Genomic DNA, 25,653 nt, shown 5'->3' with positions numbered 1-25,653 from the left:
CGGACACTTGAGGGAGAACCGTGGAACCGGGACTCATCCATGAGGTCGCACGCATTGCCGGAAGCATCAGTGGACTGGGGCTGGCGATGAACCCCTGCGCTGGAGCAGGTCCCGTCAGGCCCGTGTCGGACATTCGGAGGAAGAACCTTGGAACTGGGACTCACCCATAAGGTCGCACTCATCGCCGGTGGCTCCAGCGGACTGGGGCTGGCCGTGGCCGAGGAGCTGGTGAAGGAAGGCGCGCATGTCGCCATCGGCGCGCGCGACGCTGAGCGGCTGGCTCGCGCCGAGGCGCACCTGCGCTTGATGTCGCGCGGCGGGAAGGTCCTGGCCACGCGTGTGGACCTGAAGGAGCACGGCGCCGCGAAGGCGTGGGTGGAGGACGTGGCCAGCAAGCTGGGCGGCCCCCACATCGTGGTGACGAACAGCGCCGGGCCTCCGCCGGGGCCTGCGACGAAGTTCGACATCAGCGCGTACCAGGAGGCCATCGACACGGTGATGTTGCCGGCCATCAACCTGGCCCTGGCCTCGCTGCCGTACATGAAGGCCGCGAAGTGGGGACGGCTCTTGCTCATCACCTCGGAGACGGTCGTGCGGCCGGTGGCGCGCTTCGCCCTGTCCGGAACGGCGCGCCTGGGCATCGTGGGGTTTGCTTCCGCGCTGGTGCAGGAGCTGGGCGACTGCGGTGTCACCGTCAACGTGCTCGCGCCGGGCTATACGCGCACGCCTCCCGTGGAGCGCACGGCGGGGAGCAATACGTCGGGCGATGTCGAGGCGGGGCTTCGGGCCATGGCCGCGCACATCCCGCTCCGGCGGGTGGGTGAGCCGGAGGAGTTCGCCGCGGCGGCCGCGTTCCTCGCCAGTGAGCGCGCGTCGTTCATCACCGGCACCGTGCAGCTCATCGACGGCGGCGCGAGCGTCATCGGATGAGCACCGTGTCCCAGCCGGCGCCCCTGGTGGTGAAGATTGGCGGCGCCGCGGGCGTGGACCTGGAGAACGTCTGCGCCGACGTGGCGGAGCTGCGTCAGCGTGGCGAGCGGGTCGTCGTGGTGAACGGGGGCTCGGAGGCGGGCGACTCGCTGCTGGCCTCGCTGGGCATGGAGCGCACCGAGGCGCTGACGGCCTCGGGCAACGTGGTGCGGCTGACGAACGAGGCCACGCTGCGCGTGCTGACGATGGCGTGGGTGGGGGACGTCAACAAGCGCGCGGTGCTCGCGCTGCTGTCGCGCGGTGTCCCCGCGATGGGGATGTGCGGCGCGGACGGGCGGGTGCTCGTGGCCCGGCGCAGGCCGCCCTTGAAGATTCAGGACGGGACTCGCACGCGCATCGACCGCACGCACCTGGCCGGGGAGATGACCGAGGTGAACACGCGGCTGCTCGGCGTGTTGATGGACGCGGGCCAGACTCCGGTCGTGTGTCCTCCGGCGGTGACGGAGGACGGGACGTTGGTGAACGTGGACGCGGACCAGGTGGCCGCCGCCATCGCCGCCGCGCTGGGGGCTCGCGCGCTGGTGATGTTGTCGAACGTGGCGGGGCTGCTCGAGGACCCCACGGACCCAAGCTCGCTCATCCGCGAGAGCGATGAGGTCGAGCGGGTCATGGGCTTCGCGCGGGGACGCATGCGCTACAAGCTGGAGGCGGCTCGGCGCGCGCTCGCGGGAGGCGTGCGGTCCGCGCACGTCACGGCCTCGGCGGCGCCCCGCCCCGTGCTGTCCGCGCTGGCGGGCGAGGCGGGTACGAAGCTCACTTCTTCGGGTGTGAAGGTGGCTGATGCGGGTGCGTGAGGCGAGCTCGGAATTGCTGCGGTGGATGCTGGAGCACTACAGCCCCAGTCACCAGGAGCGCGATTTCTCCCGCGCGCTCGCGGACCGGCTGGAGCGTCGCGGCTGGCGCGCCCATGTCGACGAGATGGGCAACACCGTGGCCAGCCTCGGCGACGGCGACACCTGCGTCGCGCTGCTGGGCCACATCGACACCGTGCCCGGCGACATCCCCGTGCGCCTCGAAGGCACGCGCCTGTTCGGCCGAGGCGCGGTGGACGCCAAGGGCGCGCTGGCCGCGTTCATCGAGGCCGCGGAGCTGCTCGATGACTCCGAGCGCGCCGGCAAGCGCTTCCTGCTGCTGGGCTGTGTGGAAGAGGAGGTCGCCATCACCCGGGGAGCGCTCCACGCTCGCGAGCACCACCGCCCGGACTTCGTCGTCAACGGCGAGCCCAGCGGCGCTCACGCCATCACCCTGGGCTACAAGGGCCTCGTCCGGCTGGAGCTGGAGTACCGCGCCGCGCGCAAGCACACCGCGAGCCGCAACTATCGCGCCCCCGCCGAGCACCTCGTCGACGCCTGGAACGCCCTGCGCCGCCGCTGCGACGAGCGCAACCCCGGCTGCACCCTCTTCGAGCAGGACCTGCCCTCGCTCCTGTCCTTCCACACGGGCACCGACCACGACACCGAGTGGGCCACCGCGAACATCAACATCCGCACCGGCCCCACCAGCGACGTGGACGCCCTGCTCGCGTGTCTCACCCGCGTGCCCGACGTCTCGGTGAAGACGGTGTCCCGCAAGGGCGCCGTGTCCGCCGAGGGCAACGACGCGCTCACCCGCGCCTTCAAGCAGTCCATCCGCGAGCGCGGCGCGCGCCCCACCCTTCGCGTGAAGACGGGCACCTCGGACTGGAACACCGTGGCGGACACCTGGGCCGTGCCCACCGTCGCCTATGGCCCCGGTGACTCGGCGCTGGACCACACGCCCGACGAGCACATCGAGCTGGGCGAGTACGAAGAGGGCGTCGCCGTGCTGGCCCGCGTGCTCGCGCTCCTGCCGAACAAGGGCTGAGACGTCAGGTGCTCGCGACGTCCGCCGTACGCGGGCGCTGCCAGCGCAGCCCCACCATCGACAGGAAGAACAGCGCCGCCGCCGTCGCCGTGACGCCACGCACGCTCACCCGGTCCGCGAGCGCACCCTGCGCCCAGACGCCCACCGAGTAGCCCACGTTGACGAGCATCATCGCGAGGCTGCTCACCCGGCCCTGCAGCTCGCGCGGCGCGCGCTCCTGGTTGCGCGTGCTCAGCCCCGTCATCACCACCAGGTACACCGCGCCCAGCACGAACATGCTCCCCATCGCCACGGGCAGCGTGGGCGACAGCCAGTACGCCATCGTCACCGGCCCCATCAACATCATCGACAGGTCCACCACCCGGTCCTTGCCCCAGCGCACCGCGAGGCCGCCCACCAGGCCCGACGCGACGAGCGCGCCCACACCCTGCACCGCGATGAGCACCGACGCGGCGGATGCATCCGCGCCGAACACCTGGAGCGCGAACACCGGCACCAACGCGATGAAGGGCGAGATGAACAGCGCGAGCAGGAACAGCGCCACCATCGACAGGCGGATGCCCGAGTCGCCGCGCGCCAGCCGCGCGCCCTCGAGGATGTCGCCCCACAGCCCCCGGGAGGATGCGGGCAGCGAGGCCCTGGGCTCCGCGCGCACCTGCGCCACCGCGAACAACACCGCGAAGAACGACAGCGTGTTCGCCACCATCACCCACGCCACGTTGCCCGCCGCGAGCAACCCCGCCGCGAGCACCGGCCCGACGATGCGCCCCAGGTTGAACTGCGCCGACATCAGCGTCATCGCGCTGTGCAGGTCCTCCTTCGCCACCAGCCCCGCCACCAGCGCCGTGTACGCCGGCCCCGACAGCACGTGCACGCAGCCATTGAGGAAGCAGATGCCCGCCACCGCCTGCACGGTGAGGCTCCCGGTGAAGGCCAGCGTCGCCAGCACCCCCGCGAGCAGCGCCTGCGACGCCGCGCACACCGCGACGTACTTGCGCCGGTCGAACCGGTCCGCCAGCGCGCCGCCCAACGGCGACAGGATGAGCGAGGGCAGGTACGTCAGCGCCGCCACACCGCCCGTCCACTCCGCGCGCCCCGTGACCTTCGTGACGAAGACGCCCAGCGCGAGCACCTCCATCCACGTGCCCACGTTGGAGACGAGCGCCCCCGACCACACCGCGAGGAACTCCCGGTGACGGAAGGCACGGAAGGACGGCAGGTTCGCCAGGCTCGAGAGGGACACGCTGAGCCCGGTTTCTAACAGCACCCCGACGCGCGCCGGAACAGCGCGCGGGGCCCACATCCCAACCCGTGTCAGACGAGCTCGGACTTGGGCTGCCGCGTCATCAGGTCCACCACCGCCATCTTGGCGTTCTTGTCCTCGTAGGCAATCAGGTAGACCTGCTGGCAGATGGGCAGCTCCACGCCCGTCTTGAGCGACAAGTCCCGGGCGCTGCGCGCCGTCTTCACGCCCTCGGCGACCTCCTTCATCTGCCCGAGGATGTCCGCCAGCTTCTTGCCCTTGCCCAGCTCCATGCCCACGTGCCGGTTGCGGCTGAGCTCACCGGTGCACGTGAGCACCAGGTCGCCCATGCCGGACAGGCCCGACAGCGTCAGGGGGTTGGCGCCCTTGCGCACCGCCAGCCGGGTGATTTCGGCCAGGCCGCGCGTGATGATGGCCGCGCGCGCGTTGTGGCCCATGCCCAGGCCGTCCGCCATGCCCGCGGCGATGGCGATGACGTTCTTCAGCGCGCCGCCGTACTGCACGCCCACCACGTCCGTGGACGTGTAGCTGCGGAAGGTCTCCGTCTGCAGCGCCTTCTGGCAGCGCACCGCCACCTTGTCCCAGTGCGACGCGATGGTCACCACCGTGGGCATGCGCCGCGCCAGCTCCTTGGCGAAGCTGGGGCCGGAGAGCACGGCGATGTACGGGTGGAACTCCTCGGGCAGACAGTCCTCGAGCAGCTCCGTCATCGTCAGGAGCGTCTCGTTCTCGATGCCCTTGGACACGGTGATGATGGGCACGTTGCGCGGCAGGAAGTCCTTGGCGCGCGCGAGCACCTGGCGCGTGGCGTGGCTGGGCGTGGCGAGCACCACCAGCTCCGAGCCGTCGAGCGCCTCCTGCAGGTCCAGCGTGGCGCGCACGCGCTCGGAGATGGGGATGCCGGGCAGGTAGGTGGGGTTCTCGTGCCGCGTGTTGATGGCGTCCACCACCGTCGGCTCACGGCCCCAGAGGCGGACGTCCTCGCAGTTCGCCGCCAGCACGTTCGCCAGGGCGGTACCGAAGGAACCCGAGCCGATGACACTGCCACGCATGAAGACCTCGCTTCGAGGGGGTGGAGGACACCGGCGCTAGAGGCCGGTGACGATGCCGATGGAGACGACCGGCATGAAGGTCGCGTCCTCGGGGCGGCTGCGGAAGTCACCGCCCAGGGAGACAGAGTAGGACGTTTTCTCGCTCAGCGGCACTTCGGCGCCCAGGCGCACGGGCACGGAGCCGGAGGACACCAGGTCGGGCGGCAGTCCGCCCAGGGGCGTGCGCTGGATGGGCTCGGTGTCCAGGGCCACGTGATAACGCACGTCGGCGAAGAAGCGCGTGGCGCGTGGGCCGCGCAGCTGGAAGGTGCCGACGAGGCCGGGCATGAGGTTCCAGTTGCGGCGTCCGCTCAGGTAGCGCGCGCCCCGGTCCTCCAGGCTGGCCGAGCGCAGGAAGAACGCGTGGCTGCCCTCCATCACCAGGCCCAGGCTCCAGCGCGGGCCGCCGTCCAGCGCCGTCCAGCGCAGGCCCAGGCGCGGCTCGTTCATCATCCCATAGAGGGTGTCGAAGCCCGCGAGCACATCGACGCGGGGCAGCACGCCCAAGGCCGCGCGGACGGAGGCGACGGGGAAGCCGAGCGACAGGCCCACGGCCACGCCGCCCGGGCCCACGGAGCGCGCGCCCAGGAGGCTGACGCGGTTGGGGACGGGAGGCGGGCCGGGTGGGGGCTCGGGGATGCGCGGTGTCGAGGGCGCGACGGGGACGGGCTCCTCGTCGTCCGGCACGGGGACGAGGGGTGGGACTTCGGGCAGACGGGGCAGCGTCGCGGCTTCCGGTCCGGTGGGCGCGGTGGCGGCTCCGGGAAAGCCGGTCCAGGAGGTGTCGTCCGGGGAGTCGTTCCGGGAGGGCGCGGGCACCTGCTCGGCGGGCTGTGGGGCCGAGGGGTCCCACGGTCGCTTCTCGGGCGGCGGGGTGCGGACCACGGGGGCCTGGGCCCAGGCGGTGGCATGCCCGAGCGTGAGGGCGAGCGGCACCAGGAGCAAGCGGACGGAGGGCATGGAGACGGCCGCGAGCTTAGTCCACGGCGCGGGAGGGACACGAGCCGGGTGCGGGACGGAGCGCGACCCTGGGTGTGCCCCGTCGGCTGGTAGGCAGGGGGCGGTGGGAAACGTGTCCTCGCCAGCGCCGCACCGGTCTACCATCCGCGGCGCGCCGGGTGGTGGGCGACCGAGGAGAGCCAAGGGATGAGGGCAGGAGGGCGCGTGGCGTTGTGGGTGACACTGGCCATGGGGTTGGCGTGTCGCTCGCGCGCGACGGAGGCGGACGCGGATGCGGGAGTGGCGGCGCGGGTGGCACAGGTCAACGCGATGCTGCCCGCGTGCGAGGTGCTGCTGCCCTCGGACGTGCGTGAGTCGATGCTGCCGGGCTTCACGATGAAGGAGGACCGGGCGTGTCCCACGTGCGGTCCGCTGTGCACGTTCCGCTCGGCGTCGGAGAAGGACGTCACGGTGTCGGTGACGTGGGACTGCAAGCCGCACTATTCACAAGCGGACACGCAGGCCTTGTTGCAGCCGACGTTGAACCTGGGCGGCGAGGAGATTCCGGCGCTCGGCAAGGCGGCGGCGCGCAGGGCTCCGGCGCAGGGGATGTTGCAGGTGATGGCGTGGGACGACGACACGCCGTGCGCGCTCATCGTCACGTGGCTCGGGGGTTCGCCGGAGCAGGCGCTGGATGTCGCGCGCCTCGCGCTCGGCGCCACGCGTCCGGACTCCTTCCGCGTGCCGACGCCGCCGGAGCCCGAGGTGGACTCCGGGACGCCGTGAGCCGATCCCGGCCGGGAGCCTCGCCACGAATGAGCCGCTACTTCTTGTTGGACGAGGACAAAGCAGCCACGGCGAGGCACGGCGGCGAACTCGATGGAATGCACAAGTGGCGACTGCCCGGTGTCCGCTGCCACGCCTGTGGCGCGACCTGGAGCAGCGTGGGTCATGACCATCCCGAGGTCGACCTCTCGGGGATCACCGAGCACGCTGAGTTCGAGCGACCAAGACCCGAGCCCTTCACGGAGTTCGTGCGCCTGCGGGAGTTGGCCCGCCCCTTCGTCCCACCCGGAACGCCCCTTCCACCAGGAACGACCTTTGGGCCCCTGGTGGGACGCGCCTCGGGCAGGTTCGGCCCCATCGACTGGCTCGGAGGAATCCGGCTGCTGATGCAGCCCGATGCGCTGGAGCGACTTCAAGCCGAGGGCATCCGCGGTCCCCGAGGCTGCCGCACCGAGCTGCGCTTCCGGCAGAAGAACCCACCAGAGCTGCTGGAGATTCAGCTCAACCCCCTAGGGCGACTGCACCTCGACTGCATGCCGCCCGACCATCCACCGCCCTGCGCAACGTGTGGTCGCCTCAACCTCCGGTGGCCCGAGGCCCCCATCCTGGATGCGGCCTCACTCCCCACGGAGCTGGACCTGTTCAGGCTGGGCAACTTCGCCACCATGCTCATCGGCACCGAGCGCCTCGTGGACACCGTGAGCCGCCTGCAACTGGACGGCATCACGTTCCGCGAGCTTCCCATCCGCTGAGCGCACGCCTCACAGCGTACGCAGGTACTCCACCAGGTCGTCGACCTCCGACTCCGTGAGGTCCACGGTGGTGCCGTGCTTGTTGGACGCCCTGCCCTGCATCAGCCAGCCCTTGAGCGACAGCGCGCTGCCGTCGGTGACGAAGCGCGTCCGAGGGCGCCCCTACTCGCCCCCTTCTTCACGGGTAGGTGCGGCGCAGTTCCTGGAGGGCCTAGCGCCAGCTCCCATTTACGCGCTGCTCCCACCGTCTCGGGCACACCTACCGCCTTGCGCCGCACTGTGTCCGTGACCCGGTCCTCGGGCAGGTACAGCCGCATGCCGATGCATCCGCTGCCTCGCCGCCCTGCCAGATGCAGGCTGACGGCCACCTGGCAGTTGTCCGTGCGCCCCAACGTGCCCGAGGACTGCCGGCCACCCCACCGAGTGCTGCCCCTTCTTCGGAAACCCCGTGTCGTCCACCACCAGGGTCTCCAATTCCGGCACCTCGGTTTCCAGTGTCCTCGCCAGCCGCTCTCGCAGCGCTTCGTCACTCCACGTCCCCTGCGAGACGCACTGCTGCAGCCGCTGGCGCATCACCTCCACCTCGCGGGTGTCCTCAACCAGTCGGGACGCCATCGGCTCGACGCTCTTGCGTTCCCCGTCCAGCAGCAGGCCCGTCAAATACGCCTCCATGGCCCGGCGGCGCTCCAGCCGTCCCATGCCGACCACCATCTCATCGAGGTAGGCGCTCAGCGCTTCATCCAGCTTGCACAGATGTGCGGGTGTCTTCCCGACCGAAGATCATGACCGCCACCTGGATTCATGTGACCGGGCAACACTAGCACTGACTGCAAATCCGTAAAAACATGCACTCACAACACGACTGCATCCAGCGATTCAGCGTGGCCGGGGACCTCATGAAGACGCTCAGGTGGTGGGTTTTGCTGCTGCTGTTCTCCGCTGGCTGCGCAGGTGCGCCGGCACATGTTGGAACCGACGACTTGCGCACGGCCAACGTTGAAGACTCCTCGGAGTCCTGCGCCGCGTCAGCAGGGGCGTCCGAGGAGGGCTGCTATGCCCCGTCGTGCAGCGAGGACGAGTGCGGCCTCTTCCGCTGCGAGGATCTCGCCTCGCCGCCGTATGCCCTTCGAGTTGCACCTGCCCGGAGCGCAGACGCCGCGACAGCACGTATCCAACGGTACTGGGGTGGTGCGGTTCCCCTTCCAGGCCGCGAGGCTGTTTTCATCATCCCGTGGTACCGAAAGGAGGAGCTGCCGAGCGTCAAGGCTGCACGGAAGGCAATCTCGGAGTGGAAGCGCCGTGAGAAGGAGCGACACCATATCTTTCCGCGCGCCTTCGAGGCGTACTTCCGGAGGAACGGCATCGACATCCACAAGTACACTCTGCTCGTCGACGTTGCTGAGCATCGGAGGGTTCACGCCGGAAATGATGGCGGACCATGGAATCGAGATTGGCGCATGTGGATTGAGAGTCAGCGAACACCACCGTCTCAAGCGGCGCACTTCCGGCATGGCGGAGTGATGGTCGAGCGCTATGGGCTCATCGGTGTTCCAATGACGTACTGGCAGAAGCTGGCGATGACCGCTGCCGCGGGAGAGTGAATGCGCTACTACGCGCTGAGGGAACGACGCGATGTGGAGCGGTCTAAATGGAGCGGGAGCTTCCACCTCGACCGGCAGTGGGGATTGCCCGGAGTGAAGTGCCCAACCTGTCGGGAGACTTGGGCTGGTGTCGGCTACGACTATCCGACCGTGGACCTCTCCTCACTGACGGAGAGGCGCGAATTGGAACGAGCGCAGTGCGTGCCCTGGGAGCAGTTCGTAAAGCTGAGGGAGCGGGTGTTGCCGCTGGTGCCCCGCGGAGCCGTCGTTGAGCCGGGCACTGGGTTTGGCGCGTTGACGGGGAAGGCCAAGGGGAAGTTCCCCCCGGTGGTCATCCACATGCCGTGGCTACTCCTCATCCAGCCGGCATTGGCGGCGCGACTCACGGGGCTCACCGGCGCCATCCCTGTCCCGACACGCTTCAAGGCACGTCCGGGAGTGGCAGAGCTGCTGGAACTTGAGGTTCAGCCTGGCGGGAGCATTCGGGGAGTCGATGCCGGCGAGCCCTGCAGGACGTGCGGCCGCGGAGACTCCGAGATGCCGCTGCCCCCGTTCGACGAGATGCGCCTGGACAATGTGCCAACGGTCGATTTTTCGAGAGTCTTCCGGACCGTCGTGGTCGTAAGCGAGCGCGTCCTCGAGCGGCTGGGCCGCGAGTTGGAGGAGTCGGAGATTCTCGCGGTGGACGTCACCAGCGACCGACCGACGAGGACGTCGGCCCGGCGAGCCGGTGTTGACGTTTCGCCGTGAGCTGGTGGTCCGCGGCCTCGTCGGCTGCCGCTATCCCGGGCTCGTCAGCCTCCGGGCGCCGCCGAGGCCTCCACGCGCGATCCAGCGCCGCCGCGCTCACCGCGCCAGGGACTACCATCCGCTTTACCATCTGCGTCTTGAATGCATCCGTGTACGGCACCAAGTCCTGCCTGCTCTCGCCCCCAAGGCGTCGTCAGCTCGGCTTGTTCGCCGAGGCGACAACTTCCCTGACACAGGGGGCTACTCTCCCTACCCGAAGGATCGTCCCGGCACGGAGCTTTCGACCGCTGCTGACCTTATCGATGTCTCGCAGGTGCGAGTCCTGAAACACATCGGACTTGATGGAATTGGAGAACCGCTCGTGGACCGGGGTATCAACCAAGGCCTCCATGACATCGCTCACCCATGAAACAGGCGTTGTCACAAGCTCGACCAAGGTGCTGGCCCAGTCCTTCGGCATCGTTGACCTCGCGTTCTTCCGTCACATCGTCGAACGCTGTCACCTCACAGCGTGCGCAGGTACTCCACCAGGTCGTCGACCTCCGCCTCCGTGAGGTCCGCGGTGGTGCCGTGCTTGTTGGACGCCCTGCCCTGCATCAGCCGGCCCTTGAGCGACAGCGCGCTGCCGTCGTGCAGGTACGGCGCCGTGCGCGCCAGGCCCAACAGCGACGGCGTGTTCAACCCGCGCTTGCGCGTGTTGTCGTCGTCCCGCATCGGCCCCGTGGTGATGAAGGTCCCCACGTCCGCCTGCTTGTTGTTCGTGAAGTGCGCGCCCTCGTGACACGTGTCACACGCGGCCTTCTTGAACACCTGCTCCCCCCGCGCCTGCGCCGCCGTCTGCACACCGCTCCGATACGGATTGTCCGGCGTGGGAATCACGTCGATGAACGCGGACAGCTGCGCCACCATCACCCCATCCAGCGACGTGCCGCCCATCCGCCCTCGCACCGTCGCGTCCAGGAAGTCCCTCATCGACGGGAACTCCCCGCTCCAGTGGAACGGCCCCGTCTCGGTCACCTTCCGCCCCGCCAGGCTCGGCGTCTGCCGCGGCCCGTCCGGGAAGCCCCACACGTGCCCGTCATCCCGCCCGTCCAGGTGACACGACGCACACGACGCCGCCACCCCCGCGCTCGTCATCCGCGAATCCAGCGCTGAATAGAACAGCTTGCGCCCCGCCGCCTCCTGCGCCGTCAGCACGTCCTCCCCCACCACCGGAATCGGCGCCCCCTGCGTGCGCACGTTCGCCACGTTCCCCGAGCCGTCGTTCACCAGCGTCGTCACCGTGTGGTCGAACGCGTTGTAGACGTACACCTTGCGCCCATCGCGCGTCATCGCGATGCCGCTGGGCCCCGAGCCCACCCGCACCAACTGCCGCACCGTGCTGCCCCGCTCCCCCGTCAAATCCAGCCCCGTGCGCCGCTGCGTCGGAAGGATGGCCACGTTGTCCGTCTCGCGGTTCACCAGGAACAGCCACTGCCCGGACGGGTCCACCACCGCCGCCACCGGCCCCTGGATGGGGTGACTCGACTCCGGGCTGACGATGGTCGACGGCGGGAAGTCCGGCTCCTCGCTCGGCGGCGGACGGCACTGGTCCAAGTCATCCACCCGCGGCGAGCCGTCCTCCGTGTTGAACGTCAACACGCCCGGCGCCACCACGCCCGCCGTGTTGCACGGCCCACCCCCGCCATAGAGCGACCCCCCAGGCCCCCGCCCGTCACTCGTGAGCGAGTCCTCGCGCGCCCACAACGTCGGCGCGAAGGCCCGCGCGCCGTCCGGTGCCACCACCACGTCCGCCATGCCTCGCGGACGGAACAGCACGTCCGACGAAGGGAAGGGAATCGGCTCATCCGCCACCACGCCCTGCCGCGTGTTCGCCCGCGCGTACAGGTCCGTGCCCTCGCGCTGCATGCGCGGCTGGTGCGCGTCCGACAGGTCCACCGTCACCAGGTCCGCGTGCCGGAACAAGCTGACCAGCGCCCTGCGTCCACCATCCACCAGCGCGACACCGCGCGGCTCCTCGCCCACCGGCAGCTCCCAGCGCACCTCCAACGTGCGCGTGTCCACCGCCATCAGCGTGCCGTACACCGAGGAGTCCAGCGCCGTGCTGTTCACCACGTAGAGCGTGTCCCCGTTGGGAGACACCGTCAGCCCCATCGGCTCCACGCCCACCGCCACCCGCGCGGCCTCGTTCCAGTCACCCCGGCGGATGACGGACACGCTGCGGGCCCCGCGGTTGGAGACGTAGACCGTGTCGTCCGGGCCCACCACCACCCGCTCCGGCCCCGCGCCCACCTTCACCTCGCCCACCTTCTGTCCGCTCGCGGTCTCCACCACGGCGAGCACGCCGGTGTCCGCGTCCACCACGTACAGGAAGGCGTCGTCCCGGCTGAGCGCCACCGAGCCCGAGGCGTTGGTCCACGCCGCTCCCGTGGAGCGGTCCTCGCACGCACACAGCCCGAGCGCCGCCGCCAGGACCCCGGCCAGAAGATGCCGCTTCATGAAGTCTCCTCTCGCGTCCCCCGACGGGACCCCACCCACCGTGCCTCGTCGTCGGAAGTTGCCGCGCTGTGTCGGAGGGGAGGACACGCCCGGCCCTGGTCGCTCGCCTCCCCCGCGAGCCTGGCATGCTTGCACCAGACACCCCGCGAAGTCGATGGCCTCCCGGGGCGGCCTCCGGGTGCCGGACAGACGGCCTGGCCGCCCCCCGGGGTGAAACGCCACGAGCGTGTCGCACCGGGTGGGAGTAAAGGAGTGGGACGTGTCCCGTTCGTCCTCCGTCATCCTGAGCTTCCGGCGCACCTTCGCCCTGCTCATCATCCTGGTGGTGCTGCCCTCCGCCGGCCTGTCCGGCTTCGGCGTGGTGGCCATCATCAACGAGCGCGCCGCGGTGGAGAAGCGCCTGGAGTCCGCCTGGCGCGGGACGCTGGAGACGCTCTCCCAGGAGCTGCCCCGGCAGCTCGCCGAGGCCCGGCTGGAGCAGGAGGCCGGCACCCTGCGCCTGGAGGCCGCCGACGGCCGCATCCTCTCCGAGCCCGACGGCACCTTCCAGTTGGAGGGCGGTCGCGCCATCACCGAGGACCCCCAGCTCGCCGAGGCCCTGGGCACCGTGCTGCCAGAGGTCGGCTCGCTCCCCGAGGCGCCCACCTTCTTCTCCCTGTCCACCGGTGGACGCTCCGTCGTCGTGGTGGCCGAGCGTGACGGCGCCGTCGTGCGCGGCGTCCGCCTGTCCGTGCGCGCCCTGGAGACGCTGATGACGGAGCAGGTGGAGCCGCGCGCCGTGTCCAGCGAGCCGGTGCGCTTCGGCCTGATGCCCGTGCCCCGCGAGTCCTCCGGCGAGGGCGGCCTCATGGGCAAGCTCGTGTCGGAGGTGGCCCAGGCCCGCGCCAGCGCGCTGGGGCCGCAGGTGCTCGCTGAGCGCGTGCTGTCCCCGCCCCTGCAGGACTTCCGGCTGGTGGTGCTGCCCACCGGCGAGGACCCGGTGGCCCGCGCCTCCACGCGCAACCGCGCCGTGTACGGCGTGCTCTTGGGGCTCTTCTACCTGACGCTCACCTTCGGCGTCGTCTACACCGGCCGCGTGCTGTACCGCGAGGCGCGGCTGTCGCGCATGAAGACGGACTTCGTGTCCCTGGTGAGCCACGAGCTGCGCACGCCGCTCACCTCCATCCGCATGTTCATCGAGACGCTCGCCCTGGGACGCCTCAAGGACCCCGCGCAGATGCAGGAGGTGCTCACCCTGCTGACGCGCGAGACGGAGCGGCTGTCCGTCTTCATCGAGCGGGTGCTGGACTGGTCGCGCATCGAGGGCGGACGCAAGGTGTACCAGCGCGAGCCCCTGCCGGTGATGGACGTGGTGGACACCGCCGTGTCCGCCTTCCGCGCCCAGCGGCTGGAGGGCGGCGTGGACCTGAAGGTGGACGTGGCCGGCGACCTGCCGCGCGTGGACGTGGACAAGGAAGCCGTCGCGGGCGCGCTGCTCAACCTGCTGCAGAATGCCTACAAGTACAGCGGGCCGGCGGACCGGCGCATCCAGCTGAGCGCGCACCGCTCCGGCCGGTGGATTGACTTGACGGTGGAGGACAACGGCGTGGGAATCGCTCCGAAGGAACGCAAGCGCATCTTCGAGCGCTTCTACCGGGTGGACAACCTGCTGACGCGAAAGACGGAGGGCAGCGGGCTGGGACTGGCCATCGCCCGGCGTATCATCGAGGCCCACGGCGGCAGCATCACCGTGAAGAGCGAGCTGGGCCGTGGCAGCCGGTTCACCATCCACCTTCCGGTGCAGAAGGCATGAGCGACACGACGCGGCGCATCCTGGTGGTGGAGGATGACTTGTCCATCCTCACCGGCCTCTCCATGAACCTGCGCTTCGAGGGCTACGAGGTGCTCCAGGCCCAGGACGGCCGCACCGGCCTGCAGCGCGCGCTGGACGACAACCCGGACCTGATGGTGCTGGATTTGATGCTCCCGGAGCTCAACGGCTTCGAGCTGCTCAAGGAGCTGCGCCAGCGCGGCCGGGACACGCCCGTGGTCGTCCTCTCCGCCAAGGGCATGGAGACCGACAAGATTCTGGGCCTCAACCTGGGCGCGGACGACTACGTGGTGAAGCCCTTCGGCCTCCAGGAGCTGCTCGCGCGCATCAAGGCCGTGCTGCGCCGCCGCTACCCGACGCCGGGGGGCGCGCCGCCGGTGACGTTCGGCGACGTCAGCGTGGACATGAACGCGCGCACCGTGGCCCGGGGCGGCGCGGCCGTGGAGCTGACGGCGCAGGAGTTCAAGCTGCTGGCGCACTTCCTGGCGCACCCGGAGCGCACCTTCACCCGCGAGGAGCTGCTGTCCGGCGCGTGGGGCTACCACTACGAGGGCAGCGCGCGCACCGTGGACAACTTCATGCGCCAGCTGCGGCTGAAGTTCGAGCCGAACCCCGAGGAGCCGCGCCACTTCGTCACCGTCCGGGGCCTGGGCTACCGCTTCGAGAAGTAGCCGTGGGGCTCACGGCCCCGCGACGCCGATGTGGCGCGAGTCCTCCAGGTCGAAGGGCTTGCCGTCGAAGCGCCCGTAGCGCTCGCGCGGGATGAAGCCCGCGGCGGTGAGGGCGCTGTCCAGCTCCTGGGGCGAGAAGTGCCGCAGCTTGAGCCGGCGGATGGGGCTGGGCACGCCCGGCTGCTTGCGCTCGCGCAGGTGCAGGGCGAACAGCGGGCGGCGCGGCTCCAGGCCCGCGTTGGGCTCTTCGTCATCGCGCGGGAGCACCGGCTCGCGCGGCGTGTTGAGCACGTCGTAGACGAAGGTGCCGTCGGGCGTGAGGTGGTGGCGCACCGTCGCGAGGAACGCCTCCAAATCGTCATTGCCCGGCATCAGCCCCAGCGCGTGCTGGGGGGCGAGCACCAGCGGGAAGCGGTCCGGCATCCGCAGCGCGCGCGGGTCCGCGACGAGGAAGCGGGCGCGGTTGGAGACCTCCGCGGGCTCCGAGGCGCGGCGCTCCTCGGCGGAGCGGATCATCACCTCGGAGGGGTCCACGCCCACCGCGGTGTAGCCGTGCTCGGCCAGGGCCCAGACCACCCGGCCGTTGGCGGCGCCCAGGACCAACACTGGCCCGCCGTGCTCGGCCGCCTGCCGTGTGTAGAAGAGGAGGTCCGGCTCCTGGCCCACCAGGGACAGCGGTGTGCGACCTCGCGCGTCGTTCCCACCCATGGAGGCAAGCCACTAGCACGTTTGCTGGGGTCTTCGGGACAGCGACTTGCCCTGGCAGGGCAGCCGATTGCCCACCCGTTGTCCGGGAGCGGACGAAGGGCGGCTTGGAGCGGCGGTAAACCCTGGCATCGGCCTTGCGATGCAGGTGCCCGGACGACGGTCGCCCATCCGGGGCGGTCCGGGTTTCGCGGGGTGGATGCGGATGACGCGGGGATGGCGCTGGGCGGGTGCGCTCTTCATGGCGGGCGCGATGTGGACCGTGGCGGGTTGCGACTCCAAGAGCAGCGACGAGTCGCAGCAGGACAACCCAGGCATGGACGACCCGGGTCCTCCGCCCGAGCGGCCGGGCCCCTCGGACGGGACGGACGCGGGCACGCCGGACGGCGGGGGCGGTGAGCCCACCGAGCCGGACGCGGGCACGCCGGACGGCGGGGGTGGCGAGCCCACCGGGCCGGATGCCGGCACGCCGGACGGCGGTGGCGGCCCGACGACGCCGGACCCGCGCGCGGACGCGGAGATTCCGCCGCTGCCCTCGGCGCCCGGCTGGCGCTTCTACGGCGCGGACCAGGGCGGCCCGCTCACCGTGTACGGCGTGAGCGCCGACGAGGCGGGCAACATCTGGGTGGCCGGCGGCGAGGAGGGCCTGTTCCTGCTCAAGCGCGGCGCGGAGCGCTTCGTGCGCTACGGCATGGAGGACGGCCTGCGTCCGTACGGGTACATGGACGACGGCAGCACGCCGCCGGGCGCCAAGTACCTGAAGGTCATCTCCGTGGCGGGCGGCAAGGCGGGCACCGTCTTCGTCGGCTACGAGGGCATGCCCGGCAAGGGCTCCGAGCACTGCGAGAACAACTGGGACGGCCCCAGCCCCGACCCCGCGCGCTACAAGAGCGGTGACGCGGACAAGGTGACGCTCAACGGTGACGGCACGCTGGACGTCATCCACTACGACATCTTCTCCGGCCCCAACGTGGTGGCCGCGGAGCCCCGCGGGCGCGAGAAGCTCTGCAACATCCTGCGGCTGCGCTACGACAAGCGCACCAACAGCATCTGGTTCGGCGGCAACCACGGCTTCGCGCGCGGCAACGCGGAGTTCAACGGCGCGCCCATGTGCAACGGCCAGCTCAACTGCACCGGCGTGTTCGAGCACGTGCACCCGCACGTCAACGCGCTGGACGCCAACGGCCGGGTGATTCTCCTGACGGACGCGTACTACGGCGTGGCGGTGGACCCGGGCGGCGACGTGTGGTTCGGCGGCTCGGACCGCACCACGCGCTTCCGCTACGGCACGCTGGGCGGCAACTTCTGGCGCGCGCAGACGGGCTCGGAGAACGACTCCAGCAACAAGCTGGACCTGTGGCCGGACGCCAAGCCCGAGTACTCCACGCCCGCCGAGCGCGTGCCGGACAACATCTCCGGCGCGGTGGTGGCCAACGACGGCACGGTGTGGCTGAGCTCCTTCAGCAACGGCCTGGTGCGCATCGACGCGAACGGCGCGGTGCTGGGCCACCTGGGCAAGGGCTCGGGGCTGGTGGACAAGTACCTGTCCGCGCTCGGCAAGGACCCGTCCGACGGCAGCATCTGGACGGGCGCGTCGTGGGGCGGCGGTCTGTCGCGCGTCAAGGGCGGCAACATCACCAACTATGGCCTGGACGTGTTCGGTCGCCGCTACGGGATGTCCCGGGTGAGCGACATCCAGGCGGATGCTTCCGGCAGTGGCCGGCGGATGCTGGTGTCCTTCCTGGGCTACCAGGACTCCACCACCAAGAAGTGGGTGGCGGGGGTCATCGGCATCTATGAAGGGAACTGAGTCGGGCCCGCGCCTCGTGTCCCGATGAAGGCACGCGGCGGCCGTCCTCCTCGGGGGGCGGTCGCCGCGTGGTTAATTTCAGCGAACGTCCCGCGCTACTTCGCGGGCAGCGCGCGGTGCTTCTCGAAGAGCGCCTGCTGACGGCTGACCAGCGGCACCTGCCGTCCGGCCAGCCACATGCCCAAAGGCCGCGTGGCCGACTCCAGCGGGTCTCCGTTCCACAGCACCACGTCCGCCGTCGCGCCCGGGGCGAGCCGCCCCACCGGCAGCTCGAGCGCGTCCGCGACGTTCGACGTCATCGCCTTGAGCGCCTCGGTGTGCGGCAGGCCCCAGGCCACCGCGTTGCCCGCCTCCTGCGCCAGCGTGCGCACCATGCCGGGCTCGCCCAGCACGGAGAACAGCACCTTCACGCCCGCCGCGCCCAGCAGCGCCGACGCGTCCAGCCGGCTGTTGAGCCGGTCGAAGTCCAGCGGCAGGTTCTGCGTGGGCTGAAGGATCACCGGCACCTTCGCGTCCGCCAGCTCCTTCGCCACGAGCCACGCCTCGCTGGCCCCGGCGATGACGAGCTTGAGGTTGTACTCGCGCGCGAGCGTCAGCGCCGCCCGGATGTCCGACGCCTTCTGCGCCACCATCACCACCGGCAGCTTGCCCGCGAGCACCGGCTGCAGCGCCTCCAGGTCCAGGCGGCTCGCGCCCACGTCGCGCATGCGCCGCTGCTCGAAGTCACCCTTGCGCCGGCCGTACTCGCGCGCGTCCGACAGCACCTCGCGCAGCCGCTCCAGCACCAGCGCCCGCGAGCCCGACACCGCGTCCCGCCCGCCGATGCCCAGGTGGATGTGCATCGCCAGGGGCGTGCGTCGAACCGCGCCGTCCGTCGACACGAGCGCGCTCTGTCCCGAGATGAGCCCGCCGTGCTGCACCGTCAGCGCGCTGGTGACGCCGCCCAGCCGCGCCACCGCGAACGCGGCGGACACGGGGTTGACGTCCTCCGCGGACACCAGCGCCGCGCGCACGTCGCGCTTGTTCGCCTCGCCGCGCAGCCCGTCGTCCTGCGTCGACACCTCCGCGCCCACCTCCACCAGTCCGAGCTGCGTGAGCGGGTCCACCAGGCCCGGCGTCAGCACGCGGCCCTTGCCGTCCACCGCGCGGCACCCCGAAGGCACCGCGCCGCCCTCGCCCTGCTGGCGCACGCTCGCGACCTTGCCGCCGTCCACCACCACCGTGGCGCCCTTCACCCAGGCGGCGCCCGTGAAGGCCGTCACGCCCTGGAACACGGTGCAGGCCTCGGCGCCCAGCGCCAGGGGCTGCGCGCACTCGCGCGTCTTCGTCACGTCGCAGCGCTCGGTGAGGCCCAGGTCGGTCAGCGACGGCACCGGCGCGGACGCGGCCACCAGCTTCGCCGGGCCCTGGGCCATCTCGCCCACCTCGAAGTCGCTCGCCTCCACCGCGCCCGAGCCCGCGTCGAACGTCACCACGCCGTCCGCCCACACCTTCTGGGCCCGCGCGTAGACGCTCAGCGGGTGGCCCTTCCACAGCACCACGTCCGCCATCTTCCCCGGCTCCAGCGAGCCGGTGACGCCCTCCACGCCCATCACCCACGCGGCGTTCAGCGTCACCCAGCGCAGCGCCTCGTCCTCCGGAATCGGGATGCCCGACTCCCGCGCGCGCCACATCGCCTTGCCGGCCTCCTGGTTCAGCCGCTGGATGCCATAGGCGGAGTCCGAGTGGATGACGGCCTTGCCGCCCGCCTGCGACAGCAGACCCGCGTTCTCCGGGATGCCGTCCCACGCCTCCAGCTTGAAGCCCCACCAGTCCGCCCACGTCGCCACCGCCACGCCCTTGGCGGCCAGGCTGTCGCGGACCTTGTAGGCCTCCAGCGCGTGGTGGAAGGCGCGGATGGTGTAGCCCGCCTCCTGGGCCACCTGGAGCATCACCTCCATCTCGTCCGCGCGGTAGCAGTGGTTCTGCACCAGGATGTTGCCGCGCAGCACCTCCGCGAGCGTCTCCAGCTTCAAATCACGCATCGGCTCCGGACCCGCCTCGTCCGGGCTCTTCTCCTTCTTCTTCGTCCACTCGTCCCGCTTGGCCATGTAGTCGCGGGCCTGGGCGAAGGCCTGCCGGTAGCCGGCCACGTTGGCCATGCGGGTGGCGGGCGCCATGTTGCGCCCCGCGCCGTAGACGCGCCGGGGGTTCTCGCCACACGCCATCTTCAGCGAGTCCTTCGCCCCCGGGAAGCGCACCTCCGCCGCCGAGCGGCCGAAGTGCAGCTTCACCGGGAAGCCCCGGCCGCCAATCAGGTTGGCGCTGCCCGGCAGCACCAGCAGGGACGTGACGCCGCCCGCCGCGGCGCGGCGAAGCCCGGGGTCCTGCGGCCAGAACGAGTGCTCCGCGGAGACCTCCGCCGTCACCGGCGCGGTGGCCTCGTTGCCGTCCGAGTTGGAGAAGGAGTCGGGCGACGCATAGACGCCCAGGTGGCTGTGGGCGTCGATGATGCCCGGGGTGACGTAGAGGCCGGTGCCGTCCACCTCCTCGGCGCCCGGGGGGCTCGTGACCTCGGCGTTGCGTCCCACCGCCGTCAGCTTTCCATCCACCCAGGCCACCGCGCCGTCCTCGATGGCCGGGCCGGAGGCGGGCAGCACCGTGGCGTGGCGCACCACCACCGCGCGCGTCTGCTTCCAGACACGCGTGGCCCCGGGGGGCGCCTCGGCGGGGGTGGTGGGAGTGGGAGCCCGCGGCACGGTGGCGCAGGCGGAGGCCAGCAGCAGGAGCAGGGAGGAGGAGCGCATAGGGGTGGCCCGTCGTATCACGGCCCCCTGGGGCTCCAACCATGCCCGGTCGCCTGGAGGGCGGCCTGAACCCCACCCGACAGGAAGTCACCTCGCGACGAGAAGCCGTCTAGAATCCCCGCCCGGTCATGCCCCCTCTGCCCCCAGCCCCCATCCCCTCGCACACCGTCATCAACGCGCGAGGCCAGGGTGAGCGACTCTCCGCGCAGCAATTCCACCTCGTCCTCCTCGACACCGAGCGCGCCGGCACCGTCTTTCCGCTCGCCAACGAAGCGCTGCGCGTCGGCAAGGCGGCCGACAACGACGTCGTCATCGACCACCCCACGGTGAGCCGCAACCACCTGGTGGTGCGCCGCCAGGGTGACCGCTTCCTCGTCCAGGACCTGGGCTCCACCAACGGCACCTTCCTGGACGGCGCCCAGGTGCGCGAGGCGTACCTGCGGCCCGGCGCGCTGCTCGAGGTGGGCGATGTCCGCCTGCGCTTCAGCCCCCAGCTGGCCCCCGTGCAGGTGGAGCCCACGCTGGAGGACCGGCTGGGAGACTTGGTGGGCCGCAGCCTGCCGATGCGGCAGATCTTCGCCCTGCTCCAGAGAATCGCCCCCACGGACTCGACGCTGCTGCTGGTGGGCGAGACGGGCTCCGGCAAGGGCGCCGCCGCCAAGGCCATCCACAAGTTGAGCCCCCGCGCGCCCGGGCCGCTCGTCGTCTTCGACTGCGCCAGCGTCTCCGACTCCCTCATCGAGAGCGAGCTGTTCGGCCACGAGAAGGGCGCGTTCACCGGCGCCGTCAGCCAGCGCATCGGCTGTCTGGAGCGCGCCAACGGCGGCACGCTGTTCCTCGACGAAATCGACGACCTGGCGCTGGACCTCCAGCCCAAGCTCTTGCGAGCGATTGAGGACCGCGAGTTCCGCCGGCTCGGCGCCTCCACGCCCATCTCGTTCGACGCGCGCATCGTCGTCGCGAGCAAGAAGGACCTCTGGGCCGAGACGCAGGCGGGCCGCTTCCGCGAGGACCTCTACTTCCGCCTCTCCGTGTTCACCGTCAGCCTGCCGCCCTTGAGAGACCGCAAGGAGGACATCCCGCTGCTGGTGGACGCCTTCGCGGGCGAGGGCCTGTGGCTGCGGCTGCCGGAGAAGATTCGCGAGCAGTTCAACGGACACACCTGGCCGGGCAACGTGCGCGAGCTGCGCAACGCGCTCGAGCGCGCGCGGCACATGGTGGACATCCCGGAGCTGGCCGGGGACGCGCTGCTGCGTGAGTTCACCCGCGAGCCCCCCGCCCCCGCCGGCGACTTCCTGCCCGCCGAGTTCACCGGCCCGTTCAAGGTGTGCAAGGACGAGCTCATCCGCGCCTTCGAGCGCGAGTACCTCACGCGCCTGTTGGGCCGCGCCAAGGGCAACATCGCCCGCGCCGCCCGCGAGGCGGAGCTGGACCGCAAGCACCTCTACTCGCTGCTGCACAAGTACGGGCTGGTGCAGAGCGAGGGCGACTGACCTCGTCACCGGGCCGGAGCACACGCGGCGTCGAGCAGCTCCGGCCGGTACTCGAAGTGCATCGTGTCGTAGTGGTACCAGCGGCCTCCCCAGATGAAGCCCTCCGCCTCGAAGGCGTCCACGAGGGCCTGGGGGATGGAGTTGTGCCAGCGCACGGGATTGCGGGGCTTCTGCCATTCCCAGTAGTGCGAGCGCGCGACGTTGAGGTCGATGGAGACGCCGTACGCGTGGGCGCTGCGTCGGTTCGTGTTGGCGATGTTGCGCCAGACGAACGTGCCGCCCACGCCCTGGAGATAGGGCTTGAGCGAGGCGTCCTTCGCCACGAGTGACGCCAGCCGGGCGCTGACGCGCTCGAAGGCGGGCGCCACCTTGCGGTTCACCTTCAAGCGCTGGCCCAGGAAGTCGATGGGGATGACGTCCACCTGCTCCCGGGCAGCGCCGTAGGTGGCCTCGAACAGCGGCTCGAAGCGGATGCGGCCGGGGTCCTCGTCCTCGCGGGTCACCGGGGTGATGGGCCCCTTTCGATAGGGAATGGACAGCGTGTCCTCCAGGTCCGGGGCCTCCAGCTTGCGGGCGAACGACTTCGTCTGTCCGTCGTCGAACGGGAAGGAGCGTCCGTCGGGCAGCAAGAAGCCCCAGCACGAGTCGAGTCGCACGGGCGTGAGCGCCGGATACCACCGGGCCAGACACACGAGCGCGGCGGGTGGCGCATCGGCCTCACGGGGCTGTGCGCGCGTCTCGGCGTCGACGGGCTCGGCGGCGTGCACCGGCAGGGACAGGAGCCACGCGACGAAGGCTTTCGATGACAAACGCGGGGAAGGCATCCCCCGCATCCTCGCACCTCCAAGGGCTGGGAAGTGCTGTCCATCGGATGAAGCCACGAACACGGTGTGCCGGGGAAAACCGACGTGGCATGGTGCGTCTGCCTTCGCAGTCCTTCCATCCCCCCAGGAGGGTTCACGATGAAGCGTCCGTCTCCCTGGCTCGCCGTGCTGTGCGCCGGTTTCATCTCGATGCACGCGACCGGGTGCTTCGGCAGTTTCAAGCTCACGCAGAAGATCTGGCAGTTCAACAAGAACATCTCGGGCGAGAAGTTCGTGCAGTGGCTGATGTTCCTCGTGCTCGTCATCGTGCCCGTGTACCAACTGGGCTCGCTCATCGACGCGCTCATCATCAACAGCATCGAGTTCTGGAGCGGCAACAACCCCGTGTCCAGCGTGGACGGCGAGGACGACGGCACCCGCGTGGTGCGCCTGAGCCCCACGGACGTGCTGCGCATGTCGCGCGACGCCCAGAGCGGCGTGATGCGGCTGGAGCTGGAGCGCGAGGGCCAGGAGCCCGTCATCCGCCACTTCGAGCCGCTGGAGAACGGCATGGCGGTGCGCGACGACGCGGGCGCCCTGCTGGTCCGCGCCGAGGGCGCCGCGGACGGCACGGTGGCGGTGACGGACGCCGCGGGCCAGACGCTGACGGTGCACGCCAGCGAGGCACTGGCGCTCGCGCGGCGCATCTACGAGGAGGGCGGCGCCACGGCGCTCGCCCGCCACACCGTGGACCAGGCCCGCGTGTCCCAGGGGCTCGCGCTCAACACCTGCGCGGCGCACTGACGGGGCTCCGCGAGCAGCGCGCCCGGCGGCCCTCCCGCACGCTGACGGAGGGTTCGCGCCAGGCGCTGGCGCGGCGGCGGCGCTCCTCGAGGCCGACGTGCTGACCTGAGGCGCGCGAGTGGACCGCGCACCGACCTGAGACGCGCGAGCGGGCCGACGCGCCGGCCTGAGACGCGCGAGCGGACCACACACCTCGCGCGCAAGGCGACGCCCGAGCCTCCGGGCGTCGCCTCCGCCTCGGTCCTACGGAGGCGTGCCCGCGTCGAGCGGCTCGCCCTCTTCCGGCCCGAAGCCCGCGTCGCGCGCCTCGGAGGAGAACGTCCCCTCCAGGCTGCGACCGGCGCCGTAGCCCTCGCCCTTCTTGAAGGACATGGAGAAGTCCCCGCGCGTCTGCTCGCCGGGGTTGCCTCCCGACTCCAGTTGCAGGTCCCCCTTCTCCACCGGCGCGAAGACACGCGCCGGCTCGCCCGCGTTGAGGTGCACCACCGTGGCGCGCGCCACACCCGACGGCGTCGTGCCCGCCAGGTTCACCTTCGCGCCGGGCCGCAGGTCCAACCCCTCCGTGGACACGGTGAGCCGCACCACCAGGTCCACGTCCAGGTCGTTGTTGCGGAAGTAGCTCACCTGCAGCGCCTCCGCGTTGCGGAGGATCTCCACCCGCGACACCTCGAGCGGGAACAGCTCCGACACGCTGCCGGACAATGAATTGTCCGGACGCGCGCACGCGAGCATCCCCGCGCCCGAGACCACACCCGAGAGCGTCAGCGCCGCGAGGGCGCGGAGCGCGCTCCTCATTGCTCCACCGCCAGACGCAGGACACCCTTCTTGGACGGCGCCATCACCGGCAGGCGGTACAGCACCACGCGCTTGCCCGTGGACAGGTAGGCGAGCTTCGGGGACCACGCGCCGTCCTCGTCCACCACCGTCTCACGCCAGATGCCGCCGATGCGCGTGCTGATGAGGAGCCGGTCCTCCGTCGGGTTGCAGCCCGTGTCGTTGTTCCCCGACTCCGACGAGCAGAAGTAGTGCGCGATGGAGGGCTCGTGGTTGATGGGGTCGAACGCGAGCGACGGATACCAGCCACCCGTGCCACGGCCGAACACCGGGTCCGGCGTGGACCACTCCCCCTTCGTGTTGCAGCTCGTCGCGGTGGGGCTCGGGCAGTCCAGGTACAGCAGCACGTCGCCACGCGACGAGGAGCCGCGGTTCTGCACGGCGATGCCGAAGCCCTGCTCCGGGTCGAACGCCATGGAGGGCCCCAGCTGCGTGTTGCCGATGCTCTCCGCCGTGGCGACCTCCACCGGAGCGCTCCACGCCACGCCATCCGCGGCGCGCCGCTGGAACACGATTCCGGCGCCCGTCGCCTGCGCGCCCTCCTTCACGTAGTCGTGCACCACCGCCGGCTGCGCGCCCGCCATGATGAGCCCGATGTGTCCGCCGTAGCCCGCCTTGGTGTCACCCGACGCCGCCACCATGCGGAACGCCCAGCTGGACGGGGGACCGCCGCTCGCCAGCTCCAGGTCCGCCGACTCCCAGTCCTGGCGCCCGAAGTTGCCGTTGTGCCCGTCGCGATACGCGATGAGCGCCTGGCTGCCCGAGAACACGATGGACGAGTTGAGCCCCACCAGGAAGCCCACGTCGCTCAGCGGGTTGTTGATGGCCGCCGCGTTGGAGCGCGTGGCGACGATGCTCTCCGTCCACACGCCCGCCGCCGAGCGGTAGGACACCGCCAGGTCGCTCTGCAGCCAGAACGTGGAGTTGTCGCGTCCGCCGCCCAGGTACGACACCGCCGGCTGGCCGTTCGCGCCGAAGGCCACCGACACGCCGTACACCCGCTGCACGGTGGCAATCTTCTCCACGGGCCCGAGCACGCCCGCGTCGAACTCGCGGTAGCGCAGGTCGTAGTTCGTCTCGCTCCCCGTCGCCGTCCCGTTGTTCACGAAGTACACCATGCCGATGCGGTCGTTCGGCCCCACCGCCATGGCGATGTTGGAGATGGGATTGAACTCGCTCGCGTCCGCGTCCACCTCCAGCTTGGTGAAGGTCTCCGTCGTTCCCCCGCCGCCATCCGGCCGGCCCGCGTCCGGGTTGTCCGGCTTCGAGTCCTTGCCGCAGCCCATCGCCAGCGCCAATCCCAGTGCCCAGGCATGACGTCTCATCTTGGTCTCCTTGCGTTTCCGGCCGTGCACAACGTTGCGTCGCATCCTAGTTCACCCACGCACCCGAGGGAGCAGACGAGCAGCGCGCATCCAGACAC

The 25,653-nt window shown here is 70.7% G+C and carries 22 protein-coding genes and 1 pseudogene; 12 read left to right on the top strand and 11 right to left on the bottom strand.

Annotated features, from left to right (window positions below):
* The first annotated feature begins 147 nt into the window (after nt 1-147).
* Genes K8640_RS07135 through K8640_RS07125 form a run of 3 tightly spaced genes read left to right on the top strand, consistent with a single transcriptional unit; the run spans nt 148 to nt 2,832 of the window.
* Nucleotides 148-930, top strand: a complete 783-nt coding sequence (locus K8640_RS07135) for an SDR family oxidoreductase (RefSeq protein ID WP_223746376.1) — start codon at nt 148-150, stop codon at nt 928-930.
* Nucleotides 927-1,784 carry a [LysW]-aminoadipate kinase gene (locus K8640_RS07130; protein ID WP_223746375.1) on the top strand — a complete coding sequence of 286 codons (858 nt, stop codon included), beginning with the start codon at nt 927-929 and terminating at the stop codon, nt 1,782-1,784. The genes K8640_RS07135 and K8640_RS07130 overlap by 4 nt, the downstream gene beginning before the upstream one ends.
* A complete protein-coding gene (locus K8640_RS07125; RefSeq protein ID WP_141325651.1) occupies nt 1,771-2,832 on the top strand; it encodes a M20/M25/M40 family metallo-hydrolase in 1,062 nt (353 codons plus the stop codon). Before K8640_RS07130 ends, K8640_RS07125 begins: the two co-directional genes overlap by 14 nt.
* Nucleotides 2,833-2,836: 4 nt before the next feature.
* On the opposite strand, the gene K8640_RS07120 is transcribed toward K8640_RS07125, so the two are convergent.
* The 3 genes from K8640_RS07120 to K8640_RS07110 form a co-directional block, all read right to left on the bottom strand.
* Nucleotides 2,837-4,075, bottom strand: coding sequence for an MFS transporter (locus K8640_RS07120; protein ID WP_223746374.1), 1,239 nt, complete (start codon nt 4,073-4,075; stop codon nt 2,837-2,839).
* A gap of 71 nt (nt 4,076-4,146) precedes the next feature.
* Nucleotides 4,147-5,148, bottom strand: coding sequence for an NAD(P)H-dependent glycerol-3-phosphate dehydrogenase (locus K8640_RS07115; protein ID WP_223746373.1), 1,002 nt, complete (start codon nt 5,146-5,148; stop codon nt 4,147-4,149).
* Between the two features lie 36 nt (nt 5,149-5,184).
* Nucleotides 5,185-6,147, bottom strand: coding sequence for a hypothetical protein (locus tag K8640_RS07110; RefSeq protein ID WP_223746372.1), 963 nt, complete (start codon nt 6,145-6,147; stop codon nt 5,185-5,187).
* A 186-nt stretch (nt 6,148-6,333) separates the two neighbouring features.
* Between K8640_RS07110 and K8640_RS07105 the strand changes: the two genes are divergently transcribed.
* Together K8640_RS07105 and K8640_RS07100 are read left to right on the top strand one after the other, a co-directional pair.
* Complete coding sequence (locus K8640_RS07105; RefSeq protein ID WP_223746371.1) at nt 6,334-6,912, top strand: hypothetical protein; 579 nt, start codon at nt 6,334-6,336, stop codon at nt 6,910-6,912.
* Nucleotides 6,913-6,941: 29 nt separating this feature from the next.
* On the top strand, nt 6,942-7,664 hold the full coding sequence (locus K8640_RS07100; RefSeq protein WP_223746370.1) for a double-CXXCG motif protein: 723 nt from the start codon (nt 6,942-6,944) through the stop codon (nt 7,662-7,664).
* 101 nt (nt 7,665-7,765) lie between these two features.
* On the opposite strand, the gene K8640_RS42475 is transcribed toward K8640_RS07100, so the two are convergent.
* Together K8640_RS42475 and K8640_RS42470 are read right to left on the bottom strand one after the other, a co-directional pair.
* Nucleotides 7,766-8,194, bottom strand: a complete 429-nt coding sequence (locus tag K8640_RS42475) for a transposase (RefSeq protein ID WP_370640322.1) — start codon at nt 8,192-8,194, stop codon at nt 7,766-7,768.
* Nucleotides 8,172-8,336 (bottom strand): annotated as a pseudogene (locus K8640_RS42470) (transposase); the annotation flags it as partial. The gene K8640_RS42475 and the pseudogene K8640_RS42470, both read right to left, overlap by 23 nt.
* Before the next feature lie 224 nt (nt 8,337-8,560).
* Between K8640_RS42470 and K8640_RS07090 the strand changes: the two are divergent.
* Nucleotides 8,561-9,265 (top strand): TIGR02269 family lipoprotein, encoded by a 705-nt coding sequence (locus K8640_RS07090; RefSeq protein WP_223746369.1) that lies wholly within the window; start codon nt 8,561-8,563, stop codon nt 9,263-9,265.
* Nucleotides 9,266-10,015 carry a double-CXXCG motif protein gene (locus K8640_RS07085; protein ID WP_223746368.1) on the top strand — a complete coding sequence of 250 codons (750 nt, stop codon included), beginning with the start codon at nt 9,266-9,268 and terminating at the stop codon, nt 10,013-10,015.
* A gap of 504 nt (nt 10,016-10,519) precedes the next feature.
* Here the strand turns inward: K8640_RS07085 and K8640_RS07080 are convergent.
* The gene (locus tag K8640_RS07080) at nt 10,520-12,514 is read right to left on the bottom strand and encodes a c-type cytochrome (protein ID WP_223746367.1); all 1,995 of its coding nucleotides are present in this window, start codon (nt 12,512-12,514) and stop codon (nt 10,520-10,522) included.
* Nucleotides 12,515-12,773: 259 nt separating this feature from the next.
* Here K8640_RS07080 and K8640_RS07075 point away from each other — a divergent pair, with 259 nt between their 5' ends.
* Both K8640_RS07075 and K8640_RS07070 read left to right on the top strand, forming a co-directional pair.
* Entirely contained in the window at nt 12,774-14,306 is a 1,533-nt protein-coding gene (locus K8640_RS07075) for a cell wall metabolism sensor histidine kinase WalK (RefSeq protein ID WP_223746366.1), read from the top strand.
* Entirely contained in the window at nt 14,303-14,995 is a 693-nt protein-coding gene (locus K8640_RS07070) for a response regulator transcription factor (protein ID WP_141332557.1), read from the top strand. Before K8640_RS07075 ends, K8640_RS07070 begins: the two co-directional genes overlap by 4 nt.
* 9 nt (nt 14,996-15,004) lie before the next feature.
* Here the strand turns inward: K8640_RS07070 and K8640_RS07065 are convergent, their stop codons facing one another.
* Nucleotides 15,005-15,703: a bifunctional 2-polyprenyl-6-hydroxyphenol methylase/3-demethylubiquinol 3-O-methyltransferase UbiG gene (locus K8640_RS07065; protein WP_223746365.1), complete on the bottom strand. Its 699-nt coding sequence runs from the start codon at nt 15,701-15,703 to the stop codon at nt 15,005-15,007.
* A gap of 202 nt (nt 15,704-15,905) precedes the next feature.
* Between K8640_RS07065 and K8640_RS07060 the strand changes: the two genes are divergently transcribed.
* A complete protein-coding gene (locus K8640_RS07060; RefSeq protein WP_223746364.1) occupies nt 15,906-17,510 on the top strand; it encodes a hypothetical protein in 1,605 nt (534 codons plus the stop codon).
* A gap of 95 nt (nt 17,511-17,605) precedes the next feature.
* Here K8640_RS07060 and K8640_RS07055 read toward each other — a convergent pair whose 3' ends face one another.
* Complete coding sequence (locus tag K8640_RS07055; RefSeq protein ID WP_223746363.1) at nt 17,606-20,296, bottom strand: amidohydrolase family protein; 2,691 nt, start codon at nt 20,294-20,296, stop codon at nt 17,606-17,608.
* Nucleotides 20,297-20,424: 128 nt separating this feature from the next.
* On the opposite strand from K8640_RS07055, the gene K8640_RS07050 reads away from it, so the two are divergent.
* Nucleotides 20,425-21,789, top strand: a complete 1,365-nt coding sequence (locus tag K8640_RS07050) for a sigma 54-interacting transcriptional regulator (protein WP_046711432.1) — start codon at nt 20,425-20,427, stop codon at nt 21,787-21,789.
* Nucleotides 21,790-21,794: 5 nt separating this feature from the next.
* Here K8640_RS07050 and K8640_RS07045 read toward each other — a convergent pair whose 3' ends face one another.
* Complete coding sequence (locus K8640_RS07045) at nt 21,795-22,613, bottom strand: M15 family metallopeptidase (protein ID WP_223746362.1); 819 nt, start codon at nt 22,611-22,613, stop codon at nt 21,795-21,797.
* A 138-nt stretch (nt 22,614-22,751) separates the two neighbouring features.
* On the opposite strand from K8640_RS07045, the gene K8640_RS07040 reads away from it, so the two are divergent.
* Nucleotides 22,752-23,396 (top strand): DUF3332 domain-containing protein, encoded by a 645-nt coding sequence (locus tag K8640_RS07040; protein WP_141328777.1) that lies wholly within the window; start codon nt 22,752-22,754, stop codon nt 23,394-23,396.
* Nucleotides 23,397-23,639: 243 nt separating this feature from the next.
* Here the strand turns inward: K8640_RS07040 and K8640_RS07035 are convergent, their stop codons facing one another.
* Together K8640_RS07035 and K8640_RS07030 are read right to left on the bottom strand one after the other, a co-directional pair.
* A complete protein-coding gene (locus K8640_RS07035; protein ID WP_223746361.1) occupies nt 23,640-24,191 on the bottom strand; it encodes a hypothetical protein in 552 nt (183 codons plus the stop codon).
* Complete coding sequence (locus K8640_RS07030; RefSeq protein ID WP_223746360.1) at nt 24,188-25,555, bottom strand: hypothetical protein; 1,368 nt, start codon at nt 25,553-25,555, stop codon at nt 24,188-24,190. Before K8640_RS07030 ends, K8640_RS07035 begins: the two co-directional genes overlap by 4 nt.
* Nucleotides 25,556-25,653: the final 98 nt, after the last annotated feature.

This window comes from Myxococcus sp. XM-1-1-1 (assembly GCF_020037095.1).
Classification (GTDB): Bacteria; Myxococcota; Myxococcia; order Myxococcales; family Myxococcaceae; genus Myxococcus; species Myxococcus fulvus.
The sequence above is the reverse complement of the archived record's forward strand: the minus strand, read 5'-3'. Positions and strand labels throughout refer to the sequence as shown.

What these genes read in the sequence shown, in the direction of transcription:
- K8640_RS07130 (WP_223746375.1), top strand. Translation starts at nt 927, where the DNA reads ATGAGCACCGTGTCCCAGCCGGCGCCCCTGGTGGTGAAGATTGGCGGC.
- K8640_RS07125 (WP_141325651.1), top strand. Translation starts at nt 1,771, where the DNA reads ATGCGGGTGCGTGAGGCGAGCTCGGAATTGCTGCGGTGGATGCTGGAG.
- K8640_RS07115 (WP_223746373.1), bottom strand. Translation starts at nt 5,148, where the DNA reads ATGCGTGGCAGTGTCATCGGCTCGGGTTCCTTCGGTACCGCCCTGGCG.
- K8640_RS07110 (WP_223746372.1), bottom strand. Translation starts at nt 6,147, where the DNA reads ATGCCCTCCGTCCGCTTGCTCCTGGTGCCGCTCGCCCTCACGCTCGGG.
- K8640_RS07105 (WP_223746371.1), top strand. Translation starts at nt 6,334, where the DNA reads ATGAGGGCAGGAGGGCGCGTGGCGTTGTGGGTGACACTGGCCATGGGG.
- K8640_RS07100 (WP_223746370.1), top strand. Translation starts at nt 6,942, where the DNA reads ATGAGCCGCTACTTCTTGTTGGACGAGGACAAAGCAGCCACGGCGAGG.
- K8640_RS07090 (WP_223746369.1), top strand. Translation starts at nt 8,561, where the DNA reads ATGAAGACGCTCAGGTGGTGGGTTTTGCTGCTGCTGTTCTCCGCTGGC.
- K8640_RS07085 (WP_223746368.1), top strand. Translation starts at nt 9,266, where the DNA reads ATGCGCTACTACGCGCTGAGGGAACGACGCGATGTGGAGCGGTCTAAA.
- K8640_RS07080 (WP_223746367.1), bottom strand. Translation starts at nt 12,514, where the DNA reads ATGAAGCGGCATCTTCTGGCCGGGGTCCTGGCGGCGGCGCTCGGGCTG.
- K8640_RS07070 (WP_141332557.1), top strand. Translation starts at nt 14,303, where the DNA reads ATGAGCGACACGACGCGGCGCATCCTGGTGGTGGAGGATGACTTGTCC.
- K8640_RS07065 (WP_223746365.1), bottom strand. Translation starts at nt 15,703, where the DNA reads ATGGGTGGGAACGACGCGCGAGGTCGCACACCGCTGTCCCTGGTGGGC.
- K8640_RS07060 (WP_223746364.1), top strand. Translation starts at nt 15,906, where the DNA reads ATGACGCGGGGATGGCGCTGGGCGGGTGCGCTCTTCATGGCGGGCGCG.
- K8640_RS07055 (WP_223746363.1), bottom strand. Translation starts at nt 20,296, where the DNA reads ATGCGCTCCTCCTCCCTGCTCCTGCTGCTGGCCTCCGCCTGCGCCACC.
- K8640_RS07050 (WP_046711432.1), top strand. Translation starts at nt 20,425, where the DNA reads ATGCCCCCTCTGCCCCCAGCCCCCATCCCCTCGCACACCGTCATCAAC.
- K8640_RS07045 (WP_223746362.1), bottom strand. Translation starts at nt 22,613, where the DNA reads ATGCCTTCCCCGCGTTTGTCATCGAAAGCCTTCGTCGCGTGGCTCCTG.
- K8640_RS07040 (WP_141328777.1), top strand. Translation starts at nt 22,752, where the DNA reads ATGAAGCGTCCGTCTCCCTGGCTCGCCGTGCTGTGCGCCGGTTTCATC.
- K8640_RS07035 (WP_223746361.1), bottom strand. Translation starts at nt 24,191, where the DNA reads ATGAGGAGCGCGCTCCGCGCCCTCGCGGCGCTGACGCTCTCGGGTGTG.
- K8640_RS07030 (WP_223746360.1), bottom strand. Translation starts at nt 25,555, where the DNA reads ATGAGACGTCATGCCTGGGCACTGGGATTGGCGCTGGCGATGGGCTGC.